Source organism: Photobacterium sp. SKA34 (genome assembly GCF_000153325.1).
Lineage (GTDB): Bacteria > Pseudomonadota > Gammaproteobacteria > Enterobacterales > Vibrionaceae > Photobacterium.
Genome location: NZ_CH724143.1, coordinates 640,342 through 663,598 on the forward strand (window position 1 = coordinate 640,342; position 23,257 = coordinate 663,598).

General features: G+C 39.5%; 22 protein-coding genes and 1 riboswitch. Of the genes, 7 read left to right on the forward strand and 15 right to left on the reverse strand.

The window, feature by feature from the left end:
- Positions 1 to 11: 11 nt before the first annotated feature.
- From SKA34_RS15800 to rnt, 3 genes are all read right to left on the reverse strand, one after another.
- The gene (locus tag SKA34_RS15800) at positions 12 to 1,274 is read right to left on the reverse strand and encodes an outer membrane protein transport protein (RefSeq protein ID WP_006646540.1); all 1,263 of its coding nucleotides are present in this window, start codon (positions 1,272 to 1,274) and stop codon (positions 12 to 14) included.
- Between the two features lie 225 nt (positions 1,275 to 1,499).
- Complete coding sequence (locus SKA34_RS15805; protein ID WP_006646541.1) at positions 1,500 to 2,789, reverse strand: outer membrane protein transport protein; 1,290 nt, start codon at positions 2,787 to 2,789, stop codon at positions 1,500 to 1,502.
- A 275-nt stretch (positions 2,790 to 3,064) separates the two neighbouring features.
- Positions 3,065 to 3,730, reverse strand: a complete 666-nt coding sequence (gene rnt / locus SKA34_RS15810; RefSeq protein ID WP_006646542.1) for a ribonuclease T — start codon at positions 3,728 to 3,730, stop codon at positions 3,065 to 3,067.
- Between the two features lie 265 nt (positions 3,731 to 3,995).
- On the opposite strand from rnt, the gene SKA34_RS15815 reads away from it, so the two are divergent.
- Positions 3,996 to 4,853 (forward strand): OmpA family protein, encoded by an 858-nt coding sequence (locus tag SKA34_RS15815; protein ID WP_006646543.1) that lies wholly within the window; start codon positions 3,996 to 3,998, stop codon positions 4,851 to 4,853.
- Between the two features lie 66 nt (positions 4,854 to 4,919).
- On the opposite strand, the gene SKA34_RS15820 is transcribed toward SKA34_RS15815, so the two are convergent.
- Both SKA34_RS15820 and SKA34_RS15825 read right to left on the reverse strand, forming a co-directional pair.
- Entirely contained in the window at positions 4,920 to 5,363 is a 444-nt protein-coding gene (locus tag SKA34_RS15820) for a DUF2753 family protein (protein ID WP_006646544.1), read from the reverse strand.
- A 35-nt stretch (positions 5,364 to 5,398) separates the two neighbouring features.
- Positions 5,399 to 6,013: a superoxide dismutase gene (locus tag SKA34_RS15825; RefSeq protein ID WP_006646545.1), complete on the reverse strand. Its 615-nt coding sequence runs from the start codon at positions 6,011 to 6,013 to the stop codon at positions 5,399 to 5,401.
- A 180-nt stretch (positions 6,014 to 6,193) separates the two neighbouring features.
- On the opposite strand from SKA34_RS15825, the gene SKA34_RS15830 reads away from it, so the two are divergent.
- Positions 6,194 to 6,643 (forward strand): hypothetical protein, encoded by a 450-nt coding sequence (locus SKA34_RS15830; RefSeq protein ID WP_006646546.1) that lies wholly within the window; start codon positions 6,194 to 6,196, stop codon positions 6,641 to 6,643.
- A 67-nt stretch (positions 6,644 to 6,710) separates the two neighbouring features.
- Here SKA34_RS15830 and nth read toward each other — a convergent pair whose 3' ends face one another.
- The 7 genes from nth to rsxA all read right to left on the reverse strand — a co-directional run bounded on the left by nth (position 6,711) and on the right by rsxA (position 13,351).
- Positions 6,711 to 7,346: an endonuclease III gene (gene nth, locus SKA34_RS15835; RefSeq protein ID WP_006646547.1), complete on the reverse strand. Its 636-nt coding sequence runs from the start codon at positions 7,344 to 7,346 to the stop codon at positions 6,711 to 6,713.
- A 152-nt stretch (positions 7,347 to 7,498) separates the two neighbouring features.
- Complete coding sequence (locus tag SKA34_RS15840) at positions 7,499 to 8,197, reverse strand: electron transport complex subunit E (RefSeq protein ID WP_006646548.1); 699 nt, start codon at positions 8,195 to 8,197, stop codon at positions 7,499 to 7,501.
- A 1-nt stretch (position 8,198) separates the two neighbouring features.
- Entirely contained in the window at positions 8,199 to 8,831 is a 633-nt protein-coding gene (gene rsxG, locus SKA34_RS15845; RefSeq protein WP_006646549.1) for an electron transport complex subunit RsxG, read from the reverse strand.
- A gap of 14 nt (positions 8,832 to 8,845) precedes the next feature.
- The gene (rsxD, locus tag SKA34_RS15850; protein ID WP_006646550.1) at positions 8,846 to 9,892 is read right to left on the reverse strand and encodes an electron transport complex subunit RsxD; all 1,047 of its coding nucleotides are present in this window, start codon (positions 9,890 to 9,892) and stop codon (positions 8,846 to 8,848) included.
- A 2-nt stretch (positions 9,893 to 9,894) separates the two neighbouring features.
- Positions 9,895 to 12,183, reverse strand: coding sequence for an electron transport complex subunit RsxC (gene rsxC / locus SKA34_RS15855; RefSeq protein WP_006646551.1), 2,289 nt, complete (start codon positions 12,181 to 12,183; stop codon positions 9,895 to 9,897).
- A gap of 2 nt (positions 12,184 to 12,185) precedes the next feature.
- A complete protein-coding gene (rsxB, locus tag SKA34_RS15860) occupies positions 12,186 to 12,770 on the reverse strand; it encodes an electron transport complex subunit RsxB (RefSeq protein ID WP_006646552.1) in 585 nt (194 codons plus the stop codon).
- Entirely contained in the window at positions 12,770 to 13,351 is a 582-nt protein-coding gene (rsxA, locus tag SKA34_RS15865) for an electron transport complex subunit RsxA (protein ID WP_006646553.1), read from the reverse strand. Before rsxA ends, rsxB begins: the two co-directional genes overlap by 1 nt.
- 395 nt (positions 13,352 to 13,746) lie before the next feature.
- Here rsxA and pepE point away from each other — a divergent pair, with 395 nt between their 5' ends.
- The 4 genes from pepE (at position 13,747) to SKA34_RS15885 (ending at position 19,874) form a co-directional block, all read left to right on the forward strand.
- Positions 13,747 to 14,484, forward strand: coding sequence for a dipeptidase PepE (pepE, locus tag SKA34_RS15870; RefSeq protein ID WP_006646554.1), 738 nt, complete (start codon positions 13,747 to 13,749; stop codon positions 14,482 to 14,484).
- Between the two features lie 1,158 nt (positions 14,485 to 15,642).
- A complete protein-coding gene (gene uvrB, locus SKA34_RS15875; protein WP_006646555.1) occupies positions 15,643 to 17,670 on the forward strand; it encodes an excinuclease ABC subunit UvrB in 2,028 nt (675 codons plus the stop codon).
- A gap of 401 nt (positions 17,671 to 18,071) precedes the next feature.
- Positions 18,072 to 19,514, forward strand: a complete 1,443-nt coding sequence (luxO, locus tag SKA34_RS15880; RefSeq protein ID WP_006646556.1) for a quorum-sensing sigma-54 dependent transcriptional regulator LuxO — start codon at positions 18,072 to 18,074, stop codon at positions 19,512 to 19,514.
- Positions 19,515 to 19,874, forward strand: a complete 360-nt coding sequence (locus SKA34_RS15885) for an Hpt domain-containing protein (protein WP_006646557.1) — start codon at positions 19,515 to 19,517, stop codon at positions 19,872 to 19,874. It begins immediately after the preceding gene.
- On the opposite strand, the gene yvcK is transcribed toward SKA34_RS15885, so the two are convergent.
- The 3 genes from yvcK to SKA34_RS15900 all read right to left on the reverse strand — a co-directional run bounded on the left by yvcK (position 19,836) and on the right by SKA34_RS15900 (position 21,854).
- Positions 19,836 to 20,732, reverse strand: a complete 897-nt coding sequence (gene yvcK / locus SKA34_RS15890) for a uridine diphosphate-N-acetylglucosamine-binding protein YvcK (protein ID WP_006646558.1) — start codon at positions 20,730 to 20,732, stop codon at positions 19,836 to 19,838. The genes SKA34_RS15885 and yvcK overlap by 39 nt on opposite strands.
- A 105-nt stretch (positions 20,733 to 20,837) precedes the next feature.
- Positions 20,838 to 21,413 carry an LON peptidase substrate-binding domain-containing protein gene (locus SKA34_RS15895; RefSeq protein ID WP_006646559.1) on the reverse strand — a complete coding sequence of 192 codons (576 nt, stop codon included), beginning with the start codon at positions 21,411 to 21,413 and terminating at the stop codon, positions 20,838 to 20,840.
- A 213-nt stretch (positions 21,414 to 21,626) separates the two neighbouring features.
- Positions 21,627 to 21,854: a hypothetical protein gene (locus tag SKA34_RS15900; protein WP_006646560.1), complete on the reverse strand. Its 228-nt coding sequence runs from the start codon at positions 21,852 to 21,854 to the stop codon at positions 21,627 to 21,629.
- Between the two features lie 185 nt (positions 21,855 to 22,039).
- A riboswitch (molybdenum cofactor riboswitch) is annotated at positions 22,040 to 22,211 on the forward strand.
- On the opposite strand from SKA34_RS15900, the gene moaA reads away from it, so the two are divergent.
- The gene (gene moaA, locus SKA34_RS15905) at positions 22,200 to 23,189 is read left to right on the forward strand and encodes a GTP 3',8-cyclase MoaA (RefSeq protein ID WP_006646561.1); all 990 of its coding nucleotides are present in this window, start codon (positions 22,200 to 22,202) and stop codon (positions 23,187 to 23,189) included. (Overlaps the previous riboswitch by 12 nt.)
- Positions 23,190 to 23,257: the final 68 nt, after the last annotated feature.

Genomic DNA, 23,257 nt, shown 5'->3' on the forward strand with positions numbered 1-23,257 from the left:
TCAGTCTTGTGTTAAAAAATGTAATTAACTTGTGCGGCACCGATGAAAGCATCACTGGTTGCGGTAAAGCTATCACCCGCTTCAGTAAATGTGCCGTCTTTGCCGTAGACATAACTAACACCTAGATCAAAACTTAATTGGTCGCTGTATTTATAGCTTGCTCCTGCGGAGTACCAGAAGCGGTCAGTATCTGGAATACTTAATGTTGCTTTACCGCCTTGCTCATCGTAGGCAAAGCCGGCACGTAAGGTAACTTGTTGATTAAGATTGTATGTACTACCAATAGCCCAGCGGAATGCATCGTCATATTTTTCTTCTTTCAATAAGCAGACACCGGGTAGTTGTCCACCAAAGTTACATTCACTGCTGGTGGCTTTTAGCTCAGTGAATTTACTCCATTGGGTCCAAAATATACTGTAGTGCAAAGCGAATTGATTATTGAGTTGGTGAAATCCTGAAAACTCAGCGGTAGCAGGGAGGGGAGCTACAAGTTTTGCGTCAATGGTTGAACCGCGACGATTGGCACCGAGAACTTGCCCTGAGTAATCAGTAAAGTCACCGTCAAAATCAAGATCAACTTGTGAACGGTAAGCTAAGCCAAAACGGTTATTCTCATCAATTTCAAATAGCGTGCCTATGTTCCAGCCAAATGCCCATGTATCTCCTTCCATATTAATGGTTTTGTCGCTTGGCTTTATTGCAGGGTAAAACGGTAGTGCATTCTTACCATAGTGGCGGTAAAGCTCAGCTTGTGCATAAACAGCACTAATGCCAACACCGATGCTCCATTGGTCATTGAGTTTATAGGCAACACTTGGGTTTAAGTTTATGGTGAGAAGTGAGGTTTTACCTGCGGATGTTCCGTCATAAAAATCATCAGGGTAATCGGTTGTAACTCCGTAATTAGAGAATAAGGCCATGCCCCAAGACAAACGATTATTAAGCGGTTGAACAAAGTAAGTTGAAGGAACAAATGCCAGAGGTGCGACATCTTCGGCTGTTTGTTCACCCGTTGGTGCATCATGTGCAGTGACATCAATATTCGGTAAAACAAGACTTCCTTGTGCAGAAATAGCCATTTTATCGAACTTTGTCATGCTTGCAGGGTTACGTGCGAGAACACCAGGATTATCAGCAATAGCTGCTTCACCTGCAAATGCACGGCCTAAACCCGTTGCTGATTGTTCTGATACTTGAAAGCCTGCGGAATTGGCATGTGCTGATAGCATCGAAGTGGTAATTGCGATAGCGATATAACGCTTTTTAAAGGTCATTAAATAGTCTCTTTGTTTGGCTTCTTTTTTATTGTTGTTCATTCTGAAATAGTACTTTTTTTAAAGAAGCAAAGTAAAAAAACGTAATGTAAAACAAATAATCATGCTTAAGTTTATAATCTATAAACAAAAAGCTATTTTTATAGGACTCATCACGAATGGATAAAAAAAGGTAGAGACTCAGAGACATAAATCTCTGAGTCTTTGAGGGGGATTTAAAAGAAATTAGAAGCTACGGCTATATTGAATGCCGTAAAGCCAAGCATTTGCTCTTGTAGTAGCAGTCAGCGTTCCCAGAGTTGTTGTTGATAATGCTGATTGTTCTTTAACGTCAACATCTTTACCCATTAGATAAGTAAGGCCGAAGTCGATATTAGATTTGCTATCCAAGTGATAAGTAAAGCCGCCAGAGATCCAGTTTCGATCGGAATCAGGTACTGAAATTGAGGTCATTTGGTCTTGAGCACTGGTGTCATGCATATAACCTGCACGTAACGTCCAATCATTATTTAGGTAGTAAGTACCACCAATGGCGTAGTGCCAGCCATCCTGCCACTCATAGTCTTTAATAACTGTACCACCAGTAGTCTCTAACTTGTCGAAGCTACTCCAGCCTATCCATTGGATACTGTAGTGGATTGCAAATTTGTCGTTAAGTTTGTGGAAGCCAGAAAATTCAGCCATGTCGGGTAGTGGCATTTTTAATTTTTCACCACTTAGATCATAAGGCTTACCAAGAGAGGCATTGGGAATATAAGTCATATCGCCTTTGGCTTCTAGAGTAGGACTAAATCGATAAGTTAAACCAAAGCGATTATTATCATCGACTTCAAATACACTGCCTAAATTAAAGCCCAATGCAAAACCATCGGCATCAATATCAACTAAATCGCTTGTGCCAGTTACTGAACTTGGAAGTGGAGAAAGTCCTCTACCGCGTGTAAATTTACCGCTACCATAAATAACATCGATACCGGCACCAAGACTTAGCTGCTTGTTTAGACGGTAAGATGCACTCAGGCCAAGGTTTAAGCTTTTAACTTCGGTTGTGCCACCAAAGATATCAGATGGAACAGCGCCGCCGTATCCATTAGGAAACTCAGTTAACGTACCGAAGTTAGAATAAAGGGAGGCACCTACTGCAATTTTTTCATTGATAGGGTGAATGTAGTAAATGTTAGGAACATAACTGACACCACCTATTGATGCATCATTAACACCAAATGATTGAGTACCTAGCGGACTTGTTATTGCTAGGCTTGTATTTTTTACTTTGATATCAGTGTCTATTACTGTCAGACCTAGCGACATTGCAGGTCTGTCGAATAATGCCATTGCAGCAGCATTCTTCGCTACGACTGACGCATTGTCAGCAATAACCGCATCGCCAGAGAATGCGCGACCTAAGCCTGTTGCTGATTGAGAGTTAAGCTGGAAACCAGCGGCTTGAACATTAAATGAAGATACCAGTGCTGCTGCTATTGATACGGTAAGAAAGCGTTTATTTACGGACATTATACTGCCTCTCTGTAAGTTATTGTATAGCTTCTTATTCATCCATGTAGGAAAAACAAAATGTAAAGTACAGAAAGAGTATAGAGCTGTTTAAAAAAATGTTAAATTTTTGTAATCACAAAAATTAATACTTTAGTTCCAATTATTTAGCATAGTTTTGTAGTAAGTGTTTAAAACGTTTAATTTAAATGTTTCGAAATAAGAGCTATATAAAAAAAAGCTCATATAAAATATGAGCTTATCAGTGCGTTTAATTATATTTGAGACAGATTGAATTAGTTATTGTCACTTTCGTCTGTTTGAGGTGCAGTTAAAGGCCAGCCACCTAATTTTTTCCATTTGTTAACTATCTCACAAAATAGTTCAGCGGTACGTTCTGTATCATAAAGCGCTGAATGTGCTTCACGATTATCAAATGGGATATTTGCCGTTTGACATGCTTTCGCTAATACCGTTTGACCAAATGCAAGCCCACTTAATGCGGCTGTATCAAAAGTTGCAAACGGATGGAAAGGGTTACGTTTTAATTTTGCACGTTCAGATGCCGCCATAACAAAGCTGTGATCAAATGTTGCATTGTGCGCAACCATAATGGCGCGAGAACAATCAGAGGCTTTTTGTTCTTTACGGATCTGCTTATAGATTTCTTTTAAAGCGTGTTCTTCAGATACCGCACCACGTAATGGGCTAAAGGGGTCACGGATCCCGTTAAAGTCCAAAGCTTCTTTATGTAAAATCGCGCCTTCAAAAGGAGAGACATGGAAGTGAATTGTTGTTGCTGGCTTCAGCCATCCATCTTCATCCATTTGTAATGTAACGGCACAGATTTCAAGTAATGCATCTGTTTTAGCGTTAAACCCCGCGGTTTCTACATCAATGACGACGGGAAAGTAGCCGCGAAAGCGACTTTTTAATGTATTGAATTCGTTATCTTGGCTCATAACACTGCTGTCAAAATAGAGGAATAGACTATTATGTCAGATCCATCCCTTGATACCAATTTGATCTGATGTATAAACAAAAATACCCAGCCTCTTTTTTCTTAACGTGAAACGGGTTCTGAATCGTTAAAGCAATGGATGTTATGGTCGATATAAATAGAGGTTTAATTTTTATCGATTAAAAGTCAGCTTTTATATTTCGAGACGTTAGATTAAGACAGTTGGATAATGATATTTCTTACTTTTAAAAAATGGCCTAGGGTCATTGTATATATTTATTTTATTGTTTTCATTGCCAAGTTGGGCTGGGAAGCAATATATCGCATCGCCTAATCAGTCACAGTGGAATGTTATTGTTGATACGCCGCTAGAGTGTCGTTTGTCACATCATATACCGGGCTACGGTGAAGGTGAGTTCGTAGCACGTTCCAGCAAAAAACAATCTGTTGCCTTTGAATTAAAAATGTATCGCCCGATGGGAGAAACACGAAACGTCCGCCTAACTTCTATGCCTGCGCGTTGGATGCCTGGAGAGTCAGCAAATACCATGACACGACTCAAATTTTTTAAGCAGTTCGATGGTTATATTCAAGGGAAAACGGTGTGGAATATGCTTGCTGAATTAGAGGATGGGAGAAATCCTACATTTATGTATCAAGATTGGCAGCGACAAAATCGCTCATTAGAGGTTGGATTATCTGCCGTTGCGTTTCAAAAAGGTTATCAATCATTTAGCCAATGCTTGAGTAAGCTATTACCCTATGGATTTGAAGATATCGCATTTTCTGTCCTTCACTACAGTGAAAATAGCGACACATTAAATAAAATTTCACAACAGCGTCTTGCTCAAATTGCCGACTTTGTTCGCTATTCTGACGATATTGATTTGGTTTTAGTTGCTGCGTTTAATGACTCTATTTCCGGTACAACGGAAAGCCAAGAGATGTCAGAACGACGAGCGGAAAAATTACGTCAGTATTTTCAATCGTTAGGGTTACCTGACGAGCGTGTTCAAGTAGAAGCGTACGGTAAGCGACGTCCTATTGCTGATAACTCAACCCCGATGGGAAGAAATTTAAATCGTCGAGTTGTGATTTCATTAGGACAAAGTCCGATTTATTAATCAGTAATGGAAAGTGGGTGGAATAAGGATCGTTATTATCGAATGATATAACGAGCTTTATTTTTATTAATGCAGTTTAAAGGAAGCAATTAGCTCACAACTTGAATAGTTGTTAATGGTTTTTACTTGATTAGCAATTGCAGGGTTAGGGTGTCGTTTTAAAAAACCAATCAATGCCGATTGGCAACACCCTAAAGAATTTATATAGCTATGGCATTGCGTTTGTTTGCACTGTGGGATCAATGCAATAACTTGTTCAGAGGCAAGTTGTAAATATTTTAGCTCGTAGTCTGGATCGCCATGTTGTCGCCAAAAATTGGCAAGGTTATGGCAAGAAACGACTTTCATCGTTAAGAGATCCGTTAGTTGTTCGGTGTTCGTTGAATCTGCCGAGATTTCCTGAGCAATTGATAAGGCGAGTTGATAATGAACAATAGACATCAAGGGGTTATTGTTAGTCTTAGCATCATCAGCCATTAAGGTGTGTCTTTCCCACTCTGAAATATCCATGTCATTATCCTTTGTAAGTGGTATTGCTTTTGCAGTTAGAAAGCCTGTAACGCGCTAAGGTAGTTTATTTCAACTTGTTCCCAATCGATTAAATGCCACCATGCATCAATGTAATCAGGACGAACGTTTTGATAACTCAAGTAGTAAGCATGTTCCCATACATCAAGCGCCAGAATTGGAGAACCTTGTACTGTTACCGTATCCATTAACGGGTTGTCTTGATTCGGCGTTGATGAGATCTCAAGTCGTCCATCTACAACAGAGAGCCAAATAAATCCGGCACCAAAATGATTGGCAGCTAATGTTGAAAATGACTCTTTGAACTTAGCAAAACTTTCAAAATGGGCATTAATTGCTTCTGCAAGTAAACCTGATGGATGACGAACGCCTTCGGGTGACATACATTGCCAGTAAAGGTTGTGATTATAGAAACCACCGCCATTATTACGAACTGCTGCAGGGTATTGAGATATATTGCTTAAAATAGTTTCAATGGTCTGGTCATTGAGATCTGTATTTTTAATCGCAGCCATAAACTTATCAAAATAACCTCTATGGTGTTTGCTATAGTGGATCTCAACAGTTCTTGCATCAAGATAAGGTTCTAATGCATTAAAGTCATAAGGTAGTTTTGGGAATAAATGTTTCATAAATTAGACCTAGTAAAAAATGCTCAATAGATATTAATGATAATTATTATCATTATCAACCGCGGTTTTGTATGGATATTAATGAATTTTTAGCTTTTAAATTATGAATTTGATGATTAGTTAACAAAGAATGCATGGTTTTTGGTTATGATTTACATTGTTTAGATAAGGATTTTCGTTATGAATAAAGTTGTTTTAATAGCTGTTGTTGTATTGGTTGCGGTAGGTGTAGGTATTTTTAGTGTGGGTAAATTTACTGAAAAAGCAGCGAATGAGACGACAAAAAAAGTATTAAAAGAAGTGGTAAGTGCTGATTTAGCGCCTGTCGCAAAAGCAATTGGTAAGCTAGAAGCCTGTGAATCTGGTGCAACAGCAGAACTTGAAGCGTTAGGACATACAGCAACACCGCTGGGTCGTAGTTTGGCTTATATTGCTTTAGCGCAAAATAGTTATTTGATGGATGATAAAGATAAGGCGCGAGTGGAATTGCAACAAGCGGTTGATGCGAGTACTGACAAGCCCTCAGCGGAAGAGCGTAATGAGATGTTTGCCAAGTTGGGTGAAGGCGCAAAACAAATGGCAGAAAAGCGTAAAGCATATGGTTTTAAAGTAAATTGTGAACCACTTTAATTGCTGATGGCAGAGACGAAAAAGGAGCGTTCAAGCTCCTTTTTTATTGTGTTAAATCTTTTACTAATTAAATATCTACCTTATCTTTGTAATCACAAAGGTCCTCGATTAGGCAGCTGCCACAGCGTGGTTTCCTTGCAATACAGGTATAGCGTCCGTGTAAAATTAACCAATGGTGAACATCGACTTTAAATTCCTTTGGGACCACTTTAAGTAGTTTCTCTTCAACTTGGTCGACGTTTTTCCCCATTGCAAACTTCGTTCGATTACAAACTCGGAATATGTGGGTATCCACTGCAATCGTCGGCCATCCAAATGCCGTATTTAAAACAACATTTGCTGTCTTTCGACCAACCCCTGGGAGTGCTTCTAATGCTTCACGGTTTTCTGGGATTTCACCATTATGTTTATCTAAGAGAATACGACAGGTTTTAATGACATTTTCTGCTTTAGAATTAAATAACCCAATGGTTTTTATATATTCTTTAACGCCGTCAACGCCTAAATCGTAAATAGCTTGAGGGGTATTTGCAACAGGATAAAGCTTGTCAGTTGCTTTGTTTACGCTGACATCAGTGGCTTGAGCTGAGAGTAATACCGCAATCAGTAACTCGAAGGGCGTGCTCCAATGAAGCTCTGTTTCAGGGTGTGGGTTTTCAGCGCGTAAACGTTCAAGAATTTGGACGCGTTTTTGATTATTCATTTTCTATTCCAAATAAGGCTTATTGCAATGTAAGTAGGGAGTGACAGAGTGAGCATCTGTCGTTGCAATTAAGCATTTTACTATTCCATTATTTTGTCGCGATATGTAATAAAAAGAAACCCAATAAGCATGATACTTATTGGGTTTGATCTTTAGTCTACGGTAGTGACGCGAGCACGTTCAACCGTTGGCTTTGATTCTTCTTTAGGCAGTTTTTGTTGACGACGTTTATCAATCGCATTCTTGGCAGCAATCATTAAACCGACACCGATGAAGGCACCCGGCGGTAGCATTGCAAGCAAGAACCCAGAATCAAAGTGGAATACTTGGATTCGTAATACCGATGCCCAGCTGCCTAGTAGGCGATCAGCACCGTCAAACAAGGTTCCTTTGCTTAATAGTTCACGCATTGCGCCAAGAATGAATAAAGCCGATGTCATACCTAAGCCCATCCATAAACCATCGAGTACTGCAGGTAATGGTTCATTTTTAGAGGCAAAGGCTTCAGCGCGACCAATGATAATACAGTTGGTTACAATCAAGGCGATAAATATACCTAATGATTTATACAGACCAAAAGTAAACGCATTCATTAATAACTGTACGCAGGTTACGAGTGAGGCAATGATCATCACGAATATCGGAATACGGATTTCCGACGGTACCCAATGGCGAATTAAAGATACAATAAGATTTGAGCCCATTAGTACCAATGTGGATGCTAAACCTAGACCGAGGGCATTGGTCACTGTTGATGAAACGGCGAGTAAAGGACAAAGACCAAGCAGTTGAACAACTGCAGGGTTGTTTGACCACAGGCCATTTGTCATCAATTCTTTATTAGTTGTCATATCATTCACCTGCACAATCAAGTGGTTGGTTGATGATTTTATCCTGGTTTTGATCCCAGTATAACGAAATGTTTTTCACAGCTTTGACGACAGCTCGTGGTGTTATGGTCGCACCTGTGAATTGATCAAATTCACCACCATCTTTACGTACTTTAAATGATGGATCGTTATCACCATTTACATGCTTACCATTAAAGCTGTAAATCCAATTACTAACAGTGGCTTCAATTTTATCACCCAATCCTGGTGTTTCGTTCTGTTGTAATACACGCAAGCCAGTGATCACGCCTTTCATGTCTAAACCAACAATAATTTTAATTGCGCCGCTATAACCGTCAGGGGCAATACCTTCAATAGCAACACCAACAGGCTTATTATCTTTTTTAGCAATATAAGCTGGCATCTGAGCCAATGTACCTAAACGTTTATGATCTTTAACTAAAGTACAACTTTTGTAGAGTAAGTTATTGTGGTTTGCTACGGGAATCACTTGGTTTAAAGTATCCAGTAACTGTAGGCGCTGTTGCTCTGCTATGCGATCTTCCGTTAGGTAGTTAGTCAGGGCTACTAGCGCTGTCGCTAAACACGCAAAAATTGCAAGAATAGCACCGTTTTTTTTCATTGCATTAAACATGGCTGCTCTCTTAATTAGTGCCCGTAAGTACGAGGACGAGTGTAATAATCAATAAGTGGTACACATAAATTTCCCAGTAAAACGGCGAAGGCAACGCCATCTGGGAAGCCACCCCATGTGCGGATCAGATAAATCATAACACCGATAAAACCACCAAATATTAAACGGCCTTTTACAGTTGTTGATGCTGTTACCGGATCGGTGGCAATAAAGAAAGCACCTAACATGGTTGCACCAGAAAATAGGTGGAACAATGGAGAGCCCGTTGTATCAGGGTGCACAATGTAAACAAGGCTACTGATCACAAATAGTGACGTAATCATTGCAACTGGGATATGCCATTGGATAACACGTAGCTTTAATAGAATTAAGCCGCCAAGCAGGAAGCCCATGTTTACCCATTCCCAACCAATACCAGCAATCGCACCATAAACAGGTTTTGCCATTGTTTCTGCAGTTGTAAAGCCTGTATGTAACGATGTTTTTAAAGTATCTAGTGGTGTTGCCATAGTGTAGCCATCAACTGACATTTTTAGTTGTGGAACACTAAATCCATCTTGAGTAAAGCCAGTAAAGATAGCATAAAGACTATCCATAAAGTTGGCAGGTTGTGCGCTCAATGATGCTGGTGGTAACCATGTTGTCATTTGTACTGGGAATGAAATGAGCATTACGACATAAGCAATCATCGCTGGATTAAAGAGGTTTTGACCGATACCGCCATAAAGGTGTTTTGCTATAACGATCGCAAAGAACACACCAATAACAGTTAACCACCAAGGGGCTAATGGCGGGATTGATAAGCCAATTAATACGCCAGTAAGTAGGGCTGTATTATCTCTTAAATAAGGTACAACTGGACGTTTACGCAGCTTTATAATAATTGCTTCAAATATGATTGCAGAAATAGATGCTAGTAAAATTTGGATCAGAGTACCGAAACCAAAGAAGTAGCATTGAGCAATAACGCCAAATACCGAGCATAATATAACTGTACGCATAATAGCGCTGGTGCTACGGCGGTTATGGTCATGGGGTGAACTGGCAATATTAAACGCCACGATTAATCTTCCTCAATGTTTTGTTGTTCTTTGGCAGCTTGTTGTGCCGCTTTTCTTGCTTTAGCACGTGCAACGGCAGCAGCAACAGCGGCTTTTTTCGGATCCACGTTTTCGGTTTCAACTACAGGTTCAGGTGTTAATTCAGCTTGTTGTGCGGCTTTTCTTGCTTTAGCGCGAGCGACGGCAGCAGCGACAGCCGCTTTTTTCGGATCCACGTTTTCTGTTTCAACTGAAGGTTCAGGTGCTGATTCAGCTTGTTGTGCAGCTTTTCTTGCTTTAGCACGTGCAACGGCAGCAGCAACAGCGGCTTTTTTCGGATCCACGTTTTCTGTTTCAACTACAGGTTCAGGTGTTGATTCAGCTTGTTGTGCGGCTTTTCTTGCTTTAGCACGAGCCACTGCAGCAGCGACAGCAGCTTTTTTCGGATCCACCTCTTTTGTTTCAAGCACTGGTTCAGGTATTGATTCGGCTTGTTGTGCGGCTTTTTTTGCTTTAGCACGGGCAACGGCAGCTGCGACAGCATCTTTTTTACTGTCATTTTCAGCTACTGGTTGGTTATTTGCTGCAGCTTCTTTTTCAGCTTTACGTTCACGAGCTTGGCGTTTACGCTCTTCACGTAATTTCGCCATTTCACTGTTATCTGGCAGGCTCTCTGAAGTTGCACCTTGTGCTGAAGCGGCTTGTTTTGCTTTTGCTTTTGCAATCGCAGCAGCAACAGCAGGTTTCACTTCAGCTGTATCTGCTTTAGCGGCTGCCGTTTGTTTGGCTTTTACGCGGGCAATAGCCGCTGCGACTGCATCATTACCCCCAGTTTTCGCCATTTCGTCACGACGAGAATCTGCCGCTTTTTTAAAGCGGTTTTCACGTTCAGCCTTATCACGTTCCATGCGTGCTTGTTTGGCTTCAAAGCGTTGACGAGCTCGCTCTGCATTCATTTCATCTTGGCTACGTGCCCAGATCTCAGCTTTTGCTTGGCGATAGTACTGAACGAGAGGGATCTCACTTGGACATACATACGCACAAGCGCCGCATTCAATACAATCTTGCAGATTATATTCTTCACACTTGTCGTAATTTTGATCCTTGGCGTACCACTGTAATTGCTGTGGGAGCAATGATGATGGGCAAACATCAGCACATGCAGAACAACGGATACATGCCATTTCATAGGTATGTAATGGTAGCTCTTTGCGTTTTGGTGCCAAAATACAGTTGGTTATTTTGGTGATCGGCACATTGGAATGTGGGAGTGTAAATCCCATTAACGATCCACCAATAATCACACGAGGGTGCTTTTTATCGGCTTTATAGCCAAACTTATCTAACAAGAAGGCAATCGGTGTACCTAACATGGCAAAAACATTACCGCGTTTCTTGAAGGCTTCACCGGTTAGCGTAACAACACGCTCAATCAGTGGTTCACCGTCGATAATGGCGCGCTTTATTGCAAAAGCAGTACCTATATTTTGCATGATAACGCCAACAGAAGTTGAACGTGACTGACTTGGTACTTCTCTGCCTGTTAAGATTTTAACTAACTGTTTTGAGCTACCTGATGGATATTTTGTTGGTACAACACGTATAAGGATGTTGTCTGCTTCGGTGACATGATGCTCAAGGGCTTTAATCGCTTCAGGTTTGTTATCTTCAATACCGATGATTGTTAGTTTTGGACTAATAATATGGCGAAGAATACGAACACCTTCGATCACTTCTTCAGCATAATCGCGCATGAGTCGGTCATCAGCAGTAATATATGGCTCACACTCAGCTGCGTTGATAATTAAAATATCAACATTACCTAAACCACCTTGAAGTTTTCTTGCAGTAGGGAAACCAGCGCCACCTAATCCAGCGATACCACTTAAACGGATTGTTTCTATCAGTTCTGCGGGATCACGATCTTGATAATCGGCATATGTTTTTTTCTCTCCCCAAGTATCGGTGTGATCTGGGTTAAGAACGATACATAAGTCGCTTAAACCTGATGGGTGCGCAGTCGTACGTTGTTCAATGGCTATTACTGTGCCAGATGTAGGCGCATGAACAGGGACACACATTGCAATGTCACCTTGTGTCAGAGCTTGACCTTTTTGCACTTTGTCACCAACAGCAACGATAATATCGCCTTTTGAACCAATATGCTGTTTAAGCGGTAAAACGAGTTCTTGTGGAATGCCAGCACTAACTATAGGTGCTTGATTTGAGATTTTTTTATTTTCAGCAGGATGAATGCCGCCGTGGAAATCCCACAGCTTACCTTGTTTTATTTGCTCAATGATAGATAGCATAACTACGACTCTACCTTTTCTGTACTCGGTGCATCACTGATATTTACAATTGGAATTTGGCTTAATTGCCATTTCCAATTATCAGGAGTTTCTTTAACTGGGATCATTTCGATACAGTCAGTAGGGCAGGGAGCTACACAGAGATCGCAACCTGTACATTCATCTTTGATAACCGTATGCATAGATTTAGTGCCGCCAACAATGGCATCGACAGGGCACGCCTGAATACATTTAGTACAGCCAATACACATATCTTCATGAATAAAAGCGACTTTTTTAATGTTTTCTTCTGCACCTTGGGTTGAATCAGGAACATCAACACCCATTAAGTCAGCTAACTTTTCAATAGTAACTTGACCACCAGGAGGACACTTGTTGATCACATCGCCATTGGCAATCGCTTCTGCGTAAGGGCGACAGCCAGGATAACCACATTGACCACATTGGGTTTGCGGAAGAATATTGTCGATTTGTTCAACAATAGGATCGGCTTCAACTTTAAATTTAACTGAAGCAAAACCAAGAATTAGTCCGAAAATTGCTGCCAGAATAACAATAGCAATGACTGCGATAAGGATCCCACTCATTACAATTTCACCAATCCAGTAAAGCCCATAAATGCAAGAGACATTAGCCCTGCGGTGATCATCGCAATGGATGCGCCTTTAAAGGGCTCAGGTACATCAGCTGCAGCAATGCGCTCACGCATAGAAGCAAATAAAACAAGCACAAGTGAGAACCCCACTGCAGCACCAAAACCATAAATAACAGATTCAATAAAGTCATGATGCTCATTTACGTTTAATAAGGCCACACCTAGTACAGCACAGTTAGTGGTGATAAGTGGTAGGAAAATACCTAATAAACGATAAAGCGTTGGGCTTGTTTTATGTACGACCATTTCTGTGAATTGCACAACAACGGCAATGACTAGAATAAAGCTAAGTGTGCGTAGGTACTGAATCCCTAATGGATCCAAAATGTAAGTTTCAACAAGATAAGCACAAACAGAAGCAAGCGTTAGCACAAAAGTGGTTGCTAAGCCCATTCCAATAGCTGTTTCTAATTTTTTAGATACGCCCATAAAGGGACATAAACCTAAAAATTTAACGAGTACAAAGTTGTTAACCAACACTGTACCAATAAGTAATAGGAGGTATTCAGTCATACCGGCTTCATTATTAATAAAAGAGATCTAAGCATTATCTGATTTTGTTGGCGTTATAACAACTCCTGTAGCGTAGGGTTTTAGGGATTATTGTGTTTTTCATAAACATAAATCGTGAAATATTAGTTTTTAATTTAGGTATTACGTCTTTATTTAGCTGGCCGATCAAAAAACAGCGACTACATATGACACAGAAGTTATCAGCTTTTGGTTTTGTGTTTATTAATTGTTAGTTGGCTGTATGCCTTAGCCATAAAGCTTGTGATGGTAAGTTAAGTTTTCGCAAAATATGTTTTGATAGCTTGTAAAGCAGTTTTAAACCTCGTTTTATGTAAGGATACTTGTGATCATCGTGTGAGATGATGGCATCATTGAATGAGCATAGGATAGAAGTGATGGATATTTTATTATTGAGTAACGGTAAAATTGCAGGTAATACCCATGTAATGGAATTTGCGGGTGATGCAATTGTTGAGCAAGTTAAGCGAACAGGCGCTAAACATTTTCTTGTTATTCCTTATGCTGTGATTCGATCGAGTCATGATGATCGTGTGGCTATGGTACAAGCGACATTTGATCGTTTAGACCTTGATTGTGTTGCAACAGGTATTCATCAAGCAGCAGATCCTGTTAAAGCCATTGAAGAAGCTGAAGGGATTATTGTAAGTGGCGGCAATACTTGGGTTTTAAATAAAACACTTCATGACTTAGGTTTAGTTGGGCCACTTCGTAAGGCGGTATTGGCTAAAGGTATTCCTTATATTGGTTGGAGCGCAGGCACCAATATTGGCTGTCCAACTATTCGTACCACTAATGATATGCCAATTGTCACTGGTGCAGTATTGAGCTCACTTAACTTTGTTCCTTTCCAAATAAACCCGCATTATCTAGAAGCATCGGTTGAAGGACATATGGGAGAGACCCGTGATGAGCGTATTCAAGAGTTTTTAGAAGTGAATAAGCATGAACCTGTTGTGGGCATCCCTGAAGGTACATGGCTGCAATTATTAAATGGAAAGTTAAGTTATCACACTGCAAATGGTAAGCCATTGAAACTATTTCAGTATGGCGTTGAACCTGTTTATTTTGAGGAAGGGCAAGATATCCAATTTATGATGGAATATAGCTATTAATACATCAGACGATATCTGATCAAAGAAAAGCCAGCGTTATGCTGGCTTTTTTGTTGTGGTTATATAGAAGGTTTTATTTTACGCTTTTGCTTCTAGATGCATATAAAATAATGCTTGATTTTTAGAATAGTAGATTTGACCAGTATTTAACTTAGTTATCCACAAAAACTGTGGATAAGTGTGTTGATTTCATCTTGTAAACGTATTGGAGAGTGGTGGTTCGAGCATATCGCTTTATTATGTTTGAGGTGGATGAACGATAAAAAGGTAATAATTTCAGATACTATTATTAGCTATATTCATATCTATAAGTATTATTGCTAAGCAAACAGATATTATTAATGGTTGCTTTTCATTGAGCTAAAAAATTGAACAGAATAGGTATAAGCTGTGGATGTAAACGTTAATGCTTAAATGTTTTTGAAAGGTTAACAGTGTAAGATTTAGATGTTTCTTTGGGGAGAAGAATAATACGCCTTACAGCTTAGTTGGTCAATCGATCTAAATTCATTTTTCTGCGTTATTTTGATATTTGGATAATAATTTCATAAAAAGAGATAAAAAAAATTATATATATTTTAACATTTTTGCTCGTTGTGAAATTCACAGTTTAAAAATTTCAAATTAAATGTATTACTAATTAATGAGTTAGAGTTTTATTTCTACGATAGAAAGTATCAATATTCTGAAATTCAGAACAACACATAAGTCTGGTTTATTTATCCTTCCTTTATATTCATCTTGTCACTTTTACCTTATCCATCTTTCCCTTTATGATTCATTCCACATTAAGTTCCTGGATTCGGGTAAGGCATTTCAACTTATGATTAAGATAAGGGAGCTTAATGATCTACACGTCAAATTTAGCTTAACGTTTTGCTTATAAATTGAGTTAGCTTATTACAATATAATGTTGTTTGCTTCAATATTAGTTAGTTAAGACCCAAAGGGGGCTATTTGCAGATTGTTGTAAATAGTTGTGGTCTTTTATTCTGTGAGTCATGTTTAGTGTTCAAACTCTCAGTGTTAATTTAACTAATATTGAAGCTATTTTTTTATCTGCAATTTAGTTTTTTCATCTCAAGTATTTCCAGTAGTTGACATTACTAATGGTCTATCCACAATGTAAACAGTAATTTATTGCTGGATATGTAATTTATGAGCGACTTATTTTCTCTTGCTTCTGAATATTCACCATCAGGCGATCAACCTACTGCGATTGCTCAATTGGTTGATGGTTTAGACTCAGGACTCGCACACCAGACGTTACTTGGCGTAACAGGTTCAGGTAAAACGTTTACCGTAGCTAATGTTATTGGCCAAGCTAATCGACCGACTTTGATCCTGGCACCCAATAAAACGTTGGCAGCACAGCTATATGGTGAGATGAAAGAGTTCTTTCCAAATAGCGCCGTAGAATACTTTGTATCCTATTATGATTATTACCAGCCTGAAGCGTATGTGCCTACAACGGACACATTCATTGAAAAGGATGCGTCGGTTAATGCTCATATTGAGCAGATGCGACTATCAGCAACCAAAGCATTAATGGAACGACGCGATGTTATAATTATCGCTTCTGTGTCTGCGATTTATGGCTTGGGTGATCCGGACTCTTACTTAAAGATGATGCTGCATGTTCGACGTGGTGATTTTCTTGATCAACGTGACATTCTTCGTCGATTGGCTGAGTTGCAATATACCCGTAATGATATGGCCTTTGAGCGTGGTACTTTTCGAGTTCGTGGGGAAGTGATCGATATTTTCCCTGCAGAGTCAGAAAAAGAAGCGATTCGTCTTGAGCTATTTGATGATGAAGTGGAGTGTATTTCATCTTTTGATCCCCTGACTGGCAGTATCACGCATCGTGATATGCCACGTGCCACTATTTACCCTAAAACACACTATGTGACGCCACGAGAGAAGATCTTAGACGCGATTGAAGGGATAAAGAAAGAACTGGTTTTGCGAAAAGAGCAGTTTTTAAGTAACAATAAACTCTTAGAAGAACAGAGAATTAGTCAGCGCACACAATTCGATATTGAGATGATGAATGAGCTAGGTTTCTGTTCTGGTATTGAAAACTACTCACGTTATCTTAGTGGGCGTGCTGAGGGTGAGCCACCACCAACCTTGTTTGATTACTTACCTGCCGATGGCTTACTGATCATTGATGAGTCACACGTAACAGTGTCGCAAATTGGCGCGATGTACCGTGGTGATCGCTCTCGCAAAGAAAACTTAGTTGAATATGGGTTCCGTCTTCCTTCTGCACTTGATAACCGACCGATGAAGTTTGAAGAATTTGAATCGTTAGCGCCTCAAACGATTTATGTTTCAGCCACACCGGGTAATTATGAGATTGAAAAGTCGGGTAATGATATAGCAGAGCAGGTGGTACGCCCAACGGGATTACTTGATCCTGAAATTGAAGTACGTCCTGTTGGCACACAAGTGGATGATTTACTGTCTGAAATTCATATTAGAGAGAAAAAAGGTGAGCGAGTATTAGTCACAACCCTTACTAAGCGTATGGCAGAAGATCTCACTGAATACCTTACAGAGCATGGTGTGAAGGTACGTTACTTACACTCTGATATTGATACCGTAGAGCGGGTGGAAATTATTCGCGATTTACGATTGGGTGAGTTTGATGTGTTAGTAGGCATTAACTTATTACGAGAAGGGTTAGACATGCCCGAAGTGTCATTAGTGGCGATTTTAGACGCTGATAAAGAAGGTTTTTTACGATCTGAGCGTTCATTAATACAAACGATTGGTCGAGCTGCTCGTAATATAGAAGGGAGAGCCATTCTTTATGGTGATCGTATTACGGGATCAATGGAACGTGCAATTAACGAAACTCAACGACGTCGTGAAAAGCAAATTGAATATAACCTTGAGCATGGTATTACACCTCAAAAGTTGAACAAGAAAATTGGTGACATTCTTGAACTTGGTGCTTCGAGTTCTCGAGGTAAGTCGCGAAATAAAGCGGCAGATCTTCACAAAGTCGCAGAAAGTAAAGGAACGTATTCTGCGCTCTCTCCACAAGAACTAGAATCACAAATTCAAGTATTGGAAAAACAAATGTACGACTTTGCACAAAATCTTGAATTTGAACAAGCGGCAGAAACACGCGATAAGATCCATAAACTAAGACAGCAATTTATCGCAAATAGCTGATTTTTTATTGGCTATTTTTCTTGTGAATCTTGAATTTTAGGTAAAAAAAAGCCAACCGATAAAAAGGTTCGGTTGGCGTCATTGTTTTAGTGAAAAAAATCCACAAACAACGTCAGTTGGCTAGGTTGACTCTTAACTTAAGAGTCATTTTATATAAAGCATGTAGTGTGCCAACTTTTAAAAATCGTGTTTTTTTATACAATCCTGCGTGTTTCCTGTCTTTGAGTAGCACTTATTTGTTCACGATACTGCACAAATAAAAACAGGCATTCGCATTATGCGAATTAATTTGCGAATTAATATGAGACAATTGAAAAAAGAGAAATCTATCCCCCATATTTTTTTCTATTGATTACAATTAGTTTAAGGGGCTTGTTTTAGGAGGAGCAATGGAGAGCAGAATGCAGCAACGCCAAGTATTAATGGTTGAAGATACAGCGTCAGTTGCGGCCTTGTACAAATCTTACTTAAACCCTCTTGGACTTAATGTAAGCATTGTTGGTACAGGGAAGGAAGCACTGAGCTTTATTCAAGATATTATTCCTGATCTAATTTTATTAGATCTCCGTTTGCCTGATATGACGGGAATGGAAGTGCTTGAACGTGTAAGAAAAGAGCACGGTAATGTTCCTGTTGTAATAATGACCGCTCATGGTTCTATTGATATAGCAGTTGAAGCTATTCGTTATGGCGCGCAAGACTTTTTAATTAAACCCTGCGAGGCTGATCGATTACGAATTACAGTAAACAAAGCGCTTAAATCTGAAAGTAAATCGAATACAAGTAATCAATCTAAGCAATCAGATGGAGCACAATACCAAGGATTTATCGGTAATAGTTTACCAATGCAGGCGGTATATCGCGTTATTGAATCTGCAGCTTCAAGTAAAGCGACGGTATTTATTACTGGTGAAAGTGGTACGGGTAAAGAAGTGTGTGCAGAAGCGATTCATGCAGCCAGCCCACGTCATGATAAACCGTTTATTGCTCTAAATTGTGCCGCTATCCCTAAAGACCTAATTGAAAGTGAACTTTTTGGACATGTAAAAGGTGCCTTTACGGGGGCTTCAACGGAGCGACAAGGTGCAGTTGAAATGGCACATCATGGTACGCTAATGCTTGATGAGCTGTGTGAAATGGATCTTGATTTGCAAAGTAAATTGTTACGATTTATTCAAACGGGAACCTATCAAAAAGTCGGCTCATCAAAAATGAGCAGTGTCGATGTCCGTTTTGTTTGTGCGACTAATCGAAACCCTTGGGAAGAAGTGCAAGAAGGCAGGTTTCGAGAAGATCTATACTATCGTTTACATGTTATTCCTATCTCTTTACCGCCATTAAGGGAACGCGGTGGAGATATTATAGAGATTGCTCATGCACTATTAGGTTTGATGTCGTTAGAAGAAGGAAAAAGCTTTAGTCGTTTTTCTGAGCCAGTTTTACGATTATTTGAGTCCTACTCTTGGCCTGGTAATGTACGTGAATTGCAGAATGTGATCCGTAATATTGTGGTTTTAAATACTGATGATGAAGTCAAACTTGAAATGGTTCCGCCGCCTATTAATTCAATAAACGGCGTAGAAATTGCATCTTATCCTAAGGCTATACCTGAAAAAGTACAGAGAGAAAGCCTTGCTGATGAATCTATTTATTCACATGATCATCATAAAAATAAAATAGAGCCGCTCTGGGTTGTAGAAAAAAGAGCGATACAATGGGCGATTGATGCTTGCGATGGCAATATTCCAAGAGCAGCAGGCTTACTGGAAGTAAGTCCATCAACGATATATCGTAAATTGCAATCTTGGCAAGACACTAATGCCAGTGCTAGGGAGATGGATTAAATGGCAACAACGATAAATTCTGAGACAATTAAACGCCTTGCTGATGAAGTTGGTAAGGACACCGTGTCATTGCTATTAAATGTTTTCAGTGATGAATTAGAACAATATTCAAAGCAATTATCGGCACATCCTTCCGTTGATCAAATTGGTGAAATTAGCCATGCAATAAAAAGTAGCGCTGCAAGTTTTGGTGCGGACGATTTAGCATTAATGGCACAAGAATGTGAATATCGAGTAAAACAAGGACAAGATGATTGGATGATTGACCATTTGTCTGAATTTAGACAAATGGTCGAAGGTATGGTGGTTGAGTATAAGCAATTAGCAGGAAGTAATGAGCTTATCAACCGCATGCTTTAACTTATCTCGGTCATGTCTCCATTCATGATTACTGGATGCAAGATCTTCAATTTGCAAATTAAATTTATTGTTTAAATCTGTATGAAGTTTATCGGTCAAGATTGTATCTATCTTGCGTCCATTCATTGCTCTTTCGCACCAATGTAACATGGTTTCTAGTGGCATTTTTCCTGCTGGGCCATGTTCTTTATCGAGGTTAGTAATAAATACGATTTGTGCGTTGCTGTTTTTTAACGCAATACCTAAATCACGTAAGAGTAAAATAGGCATAACGCTTGTTAAGAAACTACCCGGGCCGAGTAATATCAAATCAGCTTGATTGATTGCGTTTAAGGCTTCTTTTGTCGCCGGCACTGCGGGTTCAAGATAAAGGCGTTTAGGTACTTCTTGTAATTCATCAACACTAGTTTCACCATTTATAATCTCGCCACTATGGGTAATTGCAGCGAGATCTGATGGGTGTTCTGACATTGGAATGATCTGAGTCTCAACATTTAACATATCTCGGATCAGATTAATGGCATCAAGTGGACGAATCGAGAGGTTATCTAATGCGGTAAGCATTAAGTTACCTAGGTTATGACCATCCAACTCACCGTTACCTTTAAAACGGTATTCAAAAATCATCGAACCAATCGATGGCTCTGTAATTAATTGATTAATACAGTTGCGCATATCGCCCCAAGCAATACCGCCTTGGCAAGCTCTAATACGCCCCGTTGAACCACCATTATCTGTTGTCGCAACAATACCTGTTACTTTTGAACCGTAACAAGATAGCGAGGATAGGATTCGTCCTAGGCCGTGACCGCCACCGATGGCAACAATATTCTTTTTTGATTTATCTGCTTTAAGCATAGTGTTGGCTTTGTGATATTTTTATAAGAAATCAGATTAGCAAATAAAGTATTATGTTGCATTTTTTGCTGTGTAAATTACCTGTGATATCTCACATAAAAAAGATTAGTGGCTTGTTTTAATCATACTCATTAAATAATCGTAAGTATTTAAACAGGTTGGCTTATTGAGTAAATGCTGCTTATCGATAGTGGGTAACGGTAATATTTCTAACCAACGTTGACATAACCAGCTGAGGTTATTGAAGTCTTTGCATTTGTAGAGCTCATCAAGATCAGGAAACTTTTCAAACATTTTCTTCAGACGAATCGCAAGTAATTGTTGTTCTTTATTGATTGCGATCTCTTCCCAGCAGGGTAAAGACGTTGTCTCTCCCCAAAATACACCATCTGTTGTTTGTTTTATCGACTGGATCTTAAAGTTATTACGACCTGAAACGGTGAGTTTGATTAACGGGGAGCCTCTCTCTTGGTTGAAATCATCAATCGTGACACGAGTGCCTATATGAAATAAATGTTGAGCTTCCTTTTTATCGCTATACATACAGATACCTAACCCATCTTTTGAAGCGAGTGCGGCTTTCAAGGTAGGTGTTTGATCGACTGGCGAGATATAGATTTGCATCCGACCAGAAGGAAGAACATGGCGCTTTTGAAAAAGTAGCGGTAAGACTTTAGCCATAATGAACTCCATAGTAAGATTTGCAATGCCTAGCTATATAGACAATGCAAAACTGATGCCGACTAAAAGTTAAGGCGTTCACATAGCTTTGTCGTTGACTTTATGAGTATTTTAATTGAAGTACGCTCGTTATTGACTCTATTTTAAGTTAATAAGGCCTGATATTGATTGCAGTTTGAAAATCAATATTTGCAAAATCACATTAGTTCAGTGTCATTTTTGACGCTCAATTATTGATAAAGCCGCATCGGTAGGAAGCAGTTCTAAATGGCCTAATTCATCAAAATACCAACCTTTTATGAGCCCTTTATCACGCATATCTATAAAACCATCCACGACTTGCTGTGCAGCAGTTTGTGCTGAGTCTGCATCAATACCATCTTCTCGTTGTAAATAGAGTGCGATATCTTCGATTGAAGCCGATTCCATTATATTTGCCATAATATCCTCACTTTTTATTGGTGAATCGCGGCTTAAATTATTAACTAGTATTGTCGTGATCCTACTCGAAAGGTAGAATACAGACTGTTTTTTTCCAGTATTTGTCAAATATGGAAAAACTCTGATACTTTTATATTAAGAAATGCTGTTGTGTAATATTCTCTCAAGGAATGATTTGCTTTGCATAACTGCCATAACTCCGAGCATTCTTCACTAAGTTACTAAGCGATGTTGGACTTATATATATATACGTTCAAAAGTTGATAGGTGATTAATGCCAGTGACGATTTGTCACCAGGGTTTATTTAGAAATGAATTGACCTCCCGTATTTGGAAAGGTGTTCCGTGGCGAAACAATTAGAAGATAGTTTTCATCGTAAGTTTTACTACTTGCGACTCTCTGTTACAGATGTCTGTAACTTCAAATGTACCTATTGCTTGCCAGATGGCTATCATCCAACAGAAAAGAAAAAACCTTCCTTTCTAACATTGGGTGAGATTCAGCGAGTTGCCTTAGCATTTGCTGAGTGTGGCACTAGTAAAATCCGTATCACAGGTGGTGAGCCGAGTTTACGTCGTGATTTTACTGATATCATCAAAACGGTGGCTGAGATCCCTGGGATTAATAAAGTAGCGACAACCACTAATGGTTATCGTATGGCTAAGCACGTCCACGAATGGCGTGATGCTGGCTTAACGCATATCAATGTGAGTGTTGATAGCCTTGATCCTAAGATGTTTTATCAAATTACCGGTGAGAATATGTTCCATCAGGTAATGAATGGCATTGATGCGGCTTTTGATGCTGGCTTTGAGCAAGTTAAAATTAATACGGTACTTCTTAAAGATCTTAATTCACAAGAGTTACCTAAGTTTTTAGAGTGGATTAAAACTCGTCCAATTCAATTACGTTTTATAGAATTGATGCAAACTGGCGAAATGGACAGTCTTTTTCAAAATCATCACCTTTCAGGGGTGAGTATTCGTAATCATTTGATCGCTAATGGTTGGCTACTGAAAATTAAAGGTAGTAATGACGGCCCAGCACAAGTTTTTTGTCACCCTGATTATATGGGCGAAATTGGCTTGATCATGCCTTATGAAAAGAATTTCTGCGAAAGCTGCAACCGTTTACGAGTTTCAGCTAAAGGCAAGTTACATCTTTGTTTGTTTGGTGAACAAGGTGTTGAGTTGCGTGATTTACTGGCAAGTGATGATCAAAAAGAATCGTTAATTGCACGTATTCAAGCAGGGCTAGGTGAAAAAGCGGTTAGCCATTTCTTGGATGAAGGCAATACAGGTATGACGCCAAACCTAGCATCCATTGGCGGTTAATTCAGTCTACTTTTCCTAATTTTAGTGAGCCTAGTTGAGATAAATATCTCTACTAGGCTTCGTATCGC

Coding starts and splice junctions, on each gene's coding strand:
- luxO (WP_006646556.1), top strand. CDS start 18,072: ATGCAGCAACGCCAAGTATTAATGGTTGAAGATACAGCGTCAGTTGCG.
- nth (WP_006646547.1), bottom strand. CDS start 7,346: ATGAATAATCAAAAACGCGTCCAAATTCTTGAACGTTTACGCGCTGAA.
- rsxC (WP_006646551.1), bottom strand. CDS start 12,183: ATGCTATCTATCATTGAGCAAATAAAACAAGGTAAGCTGTGGGATTTC.
- SKA34_RS15820 (WP_006646544.1), bottom strand. CDS start 5,363: ATGGATATTTCAGAGTGGGAAAGACACACCTTAATGGCTGATGATGCT.
- SKA34_RS15805 (WP_006646541.1), bottom strand. CDS start 2,789: ATGTCCGTAAATAAACGCTTTCTTACCGTATCAATAGCAGCAGCACTG.
- rsxA (WP_006646553.1), bottom strand. CDS start 13,351: ATGACTGAATACCTCCTATTACTTATTGGTACAGTGTTGGTTAACAAC.
- SKA34_RS15800 (WP_006646540.1), bottom strand. CDS start 1,274: ATGACCTTTAAAAAGCGTTATATCGCTATCGCAATTACCACTTCGATG.
- uvrB (WP_006646555.1), top strand. CDS start 15,643: ATGAGCGACTTATTTTCTCTTGCTTCTGAATATTCACCATCAGGCGAT.
- rnt (WP_006646542.1), bottom strand. CDS start 3,730: ATGAGCCAAGATAACGAATTCAATACATTAAAAAGTCGCTTTCGCGGC.
- SKA34_RS15840 (WP_006646548.1), bottom strand. CDS start 8,197: ATGACAACTAATAAAGAATTGATGACAAATGGCCTGTGGTCAAACAAC.
- pepE (WP_006646554.1), top strand. CDS start 13,747: ATGGATATTTTATTATTGAGTAACGGTAAAATTGCAGGTAATACCCAT.
- SKA34_RS15895 (WP_006646559.1), bottom strand. CDS start 21,413: ATGGCTAAAGTCTTACCGCTACTTTTTCAAAAGCGCCATGTTCTTCCT.
- rsxB (WP_006646552.1), bottom strand. CDS start 12,770: ATGAGTGGGATCCTTATCGCAGTCATTGCTATTGTTATTCTGGCAGCA.
- SKA34_RS15830 (WP_006646546.1), top strand. CDS start 6,194: ATGAATAAAGTTGTTTTAATAGCTGTTGTTGTATTGGTTGCGGTAGGT.
- yvcK (WP_006646558.1), bottom strand. CDS start 20,732: ATGCTTAAAGCAGATAAATCAAAAAAGAATATTGTTGCCATCGGTGGC.
- SKA34_RS15885 (WP_006646557.1), top strand. CDS start 19,515: ATGGCAACAACGATAAATTCTGAGACAATTAAACGCCTTGCTGATGAA.
- rsxG (WP_006646549.1), bottom strand. CDS start 8,831: ATGTTTAATGCAATGAAAAAAAACGGTGCTATTCTTGCAATTTTTGCG.
- SKA34_RS15825 (WP_006646545.1), bottom strand. CDS start 6,013: ATGAAACATTTATTCCCAAAACTACCTTATGACTTTAATGCATTAGAA.
- SKA34_RS15900 (WP_006646560.1), bottom strand. CDS start 21,854: ATGGCAAATATAATGGAATCGGCTTCAATCGAAGATATCGCACTCTAT.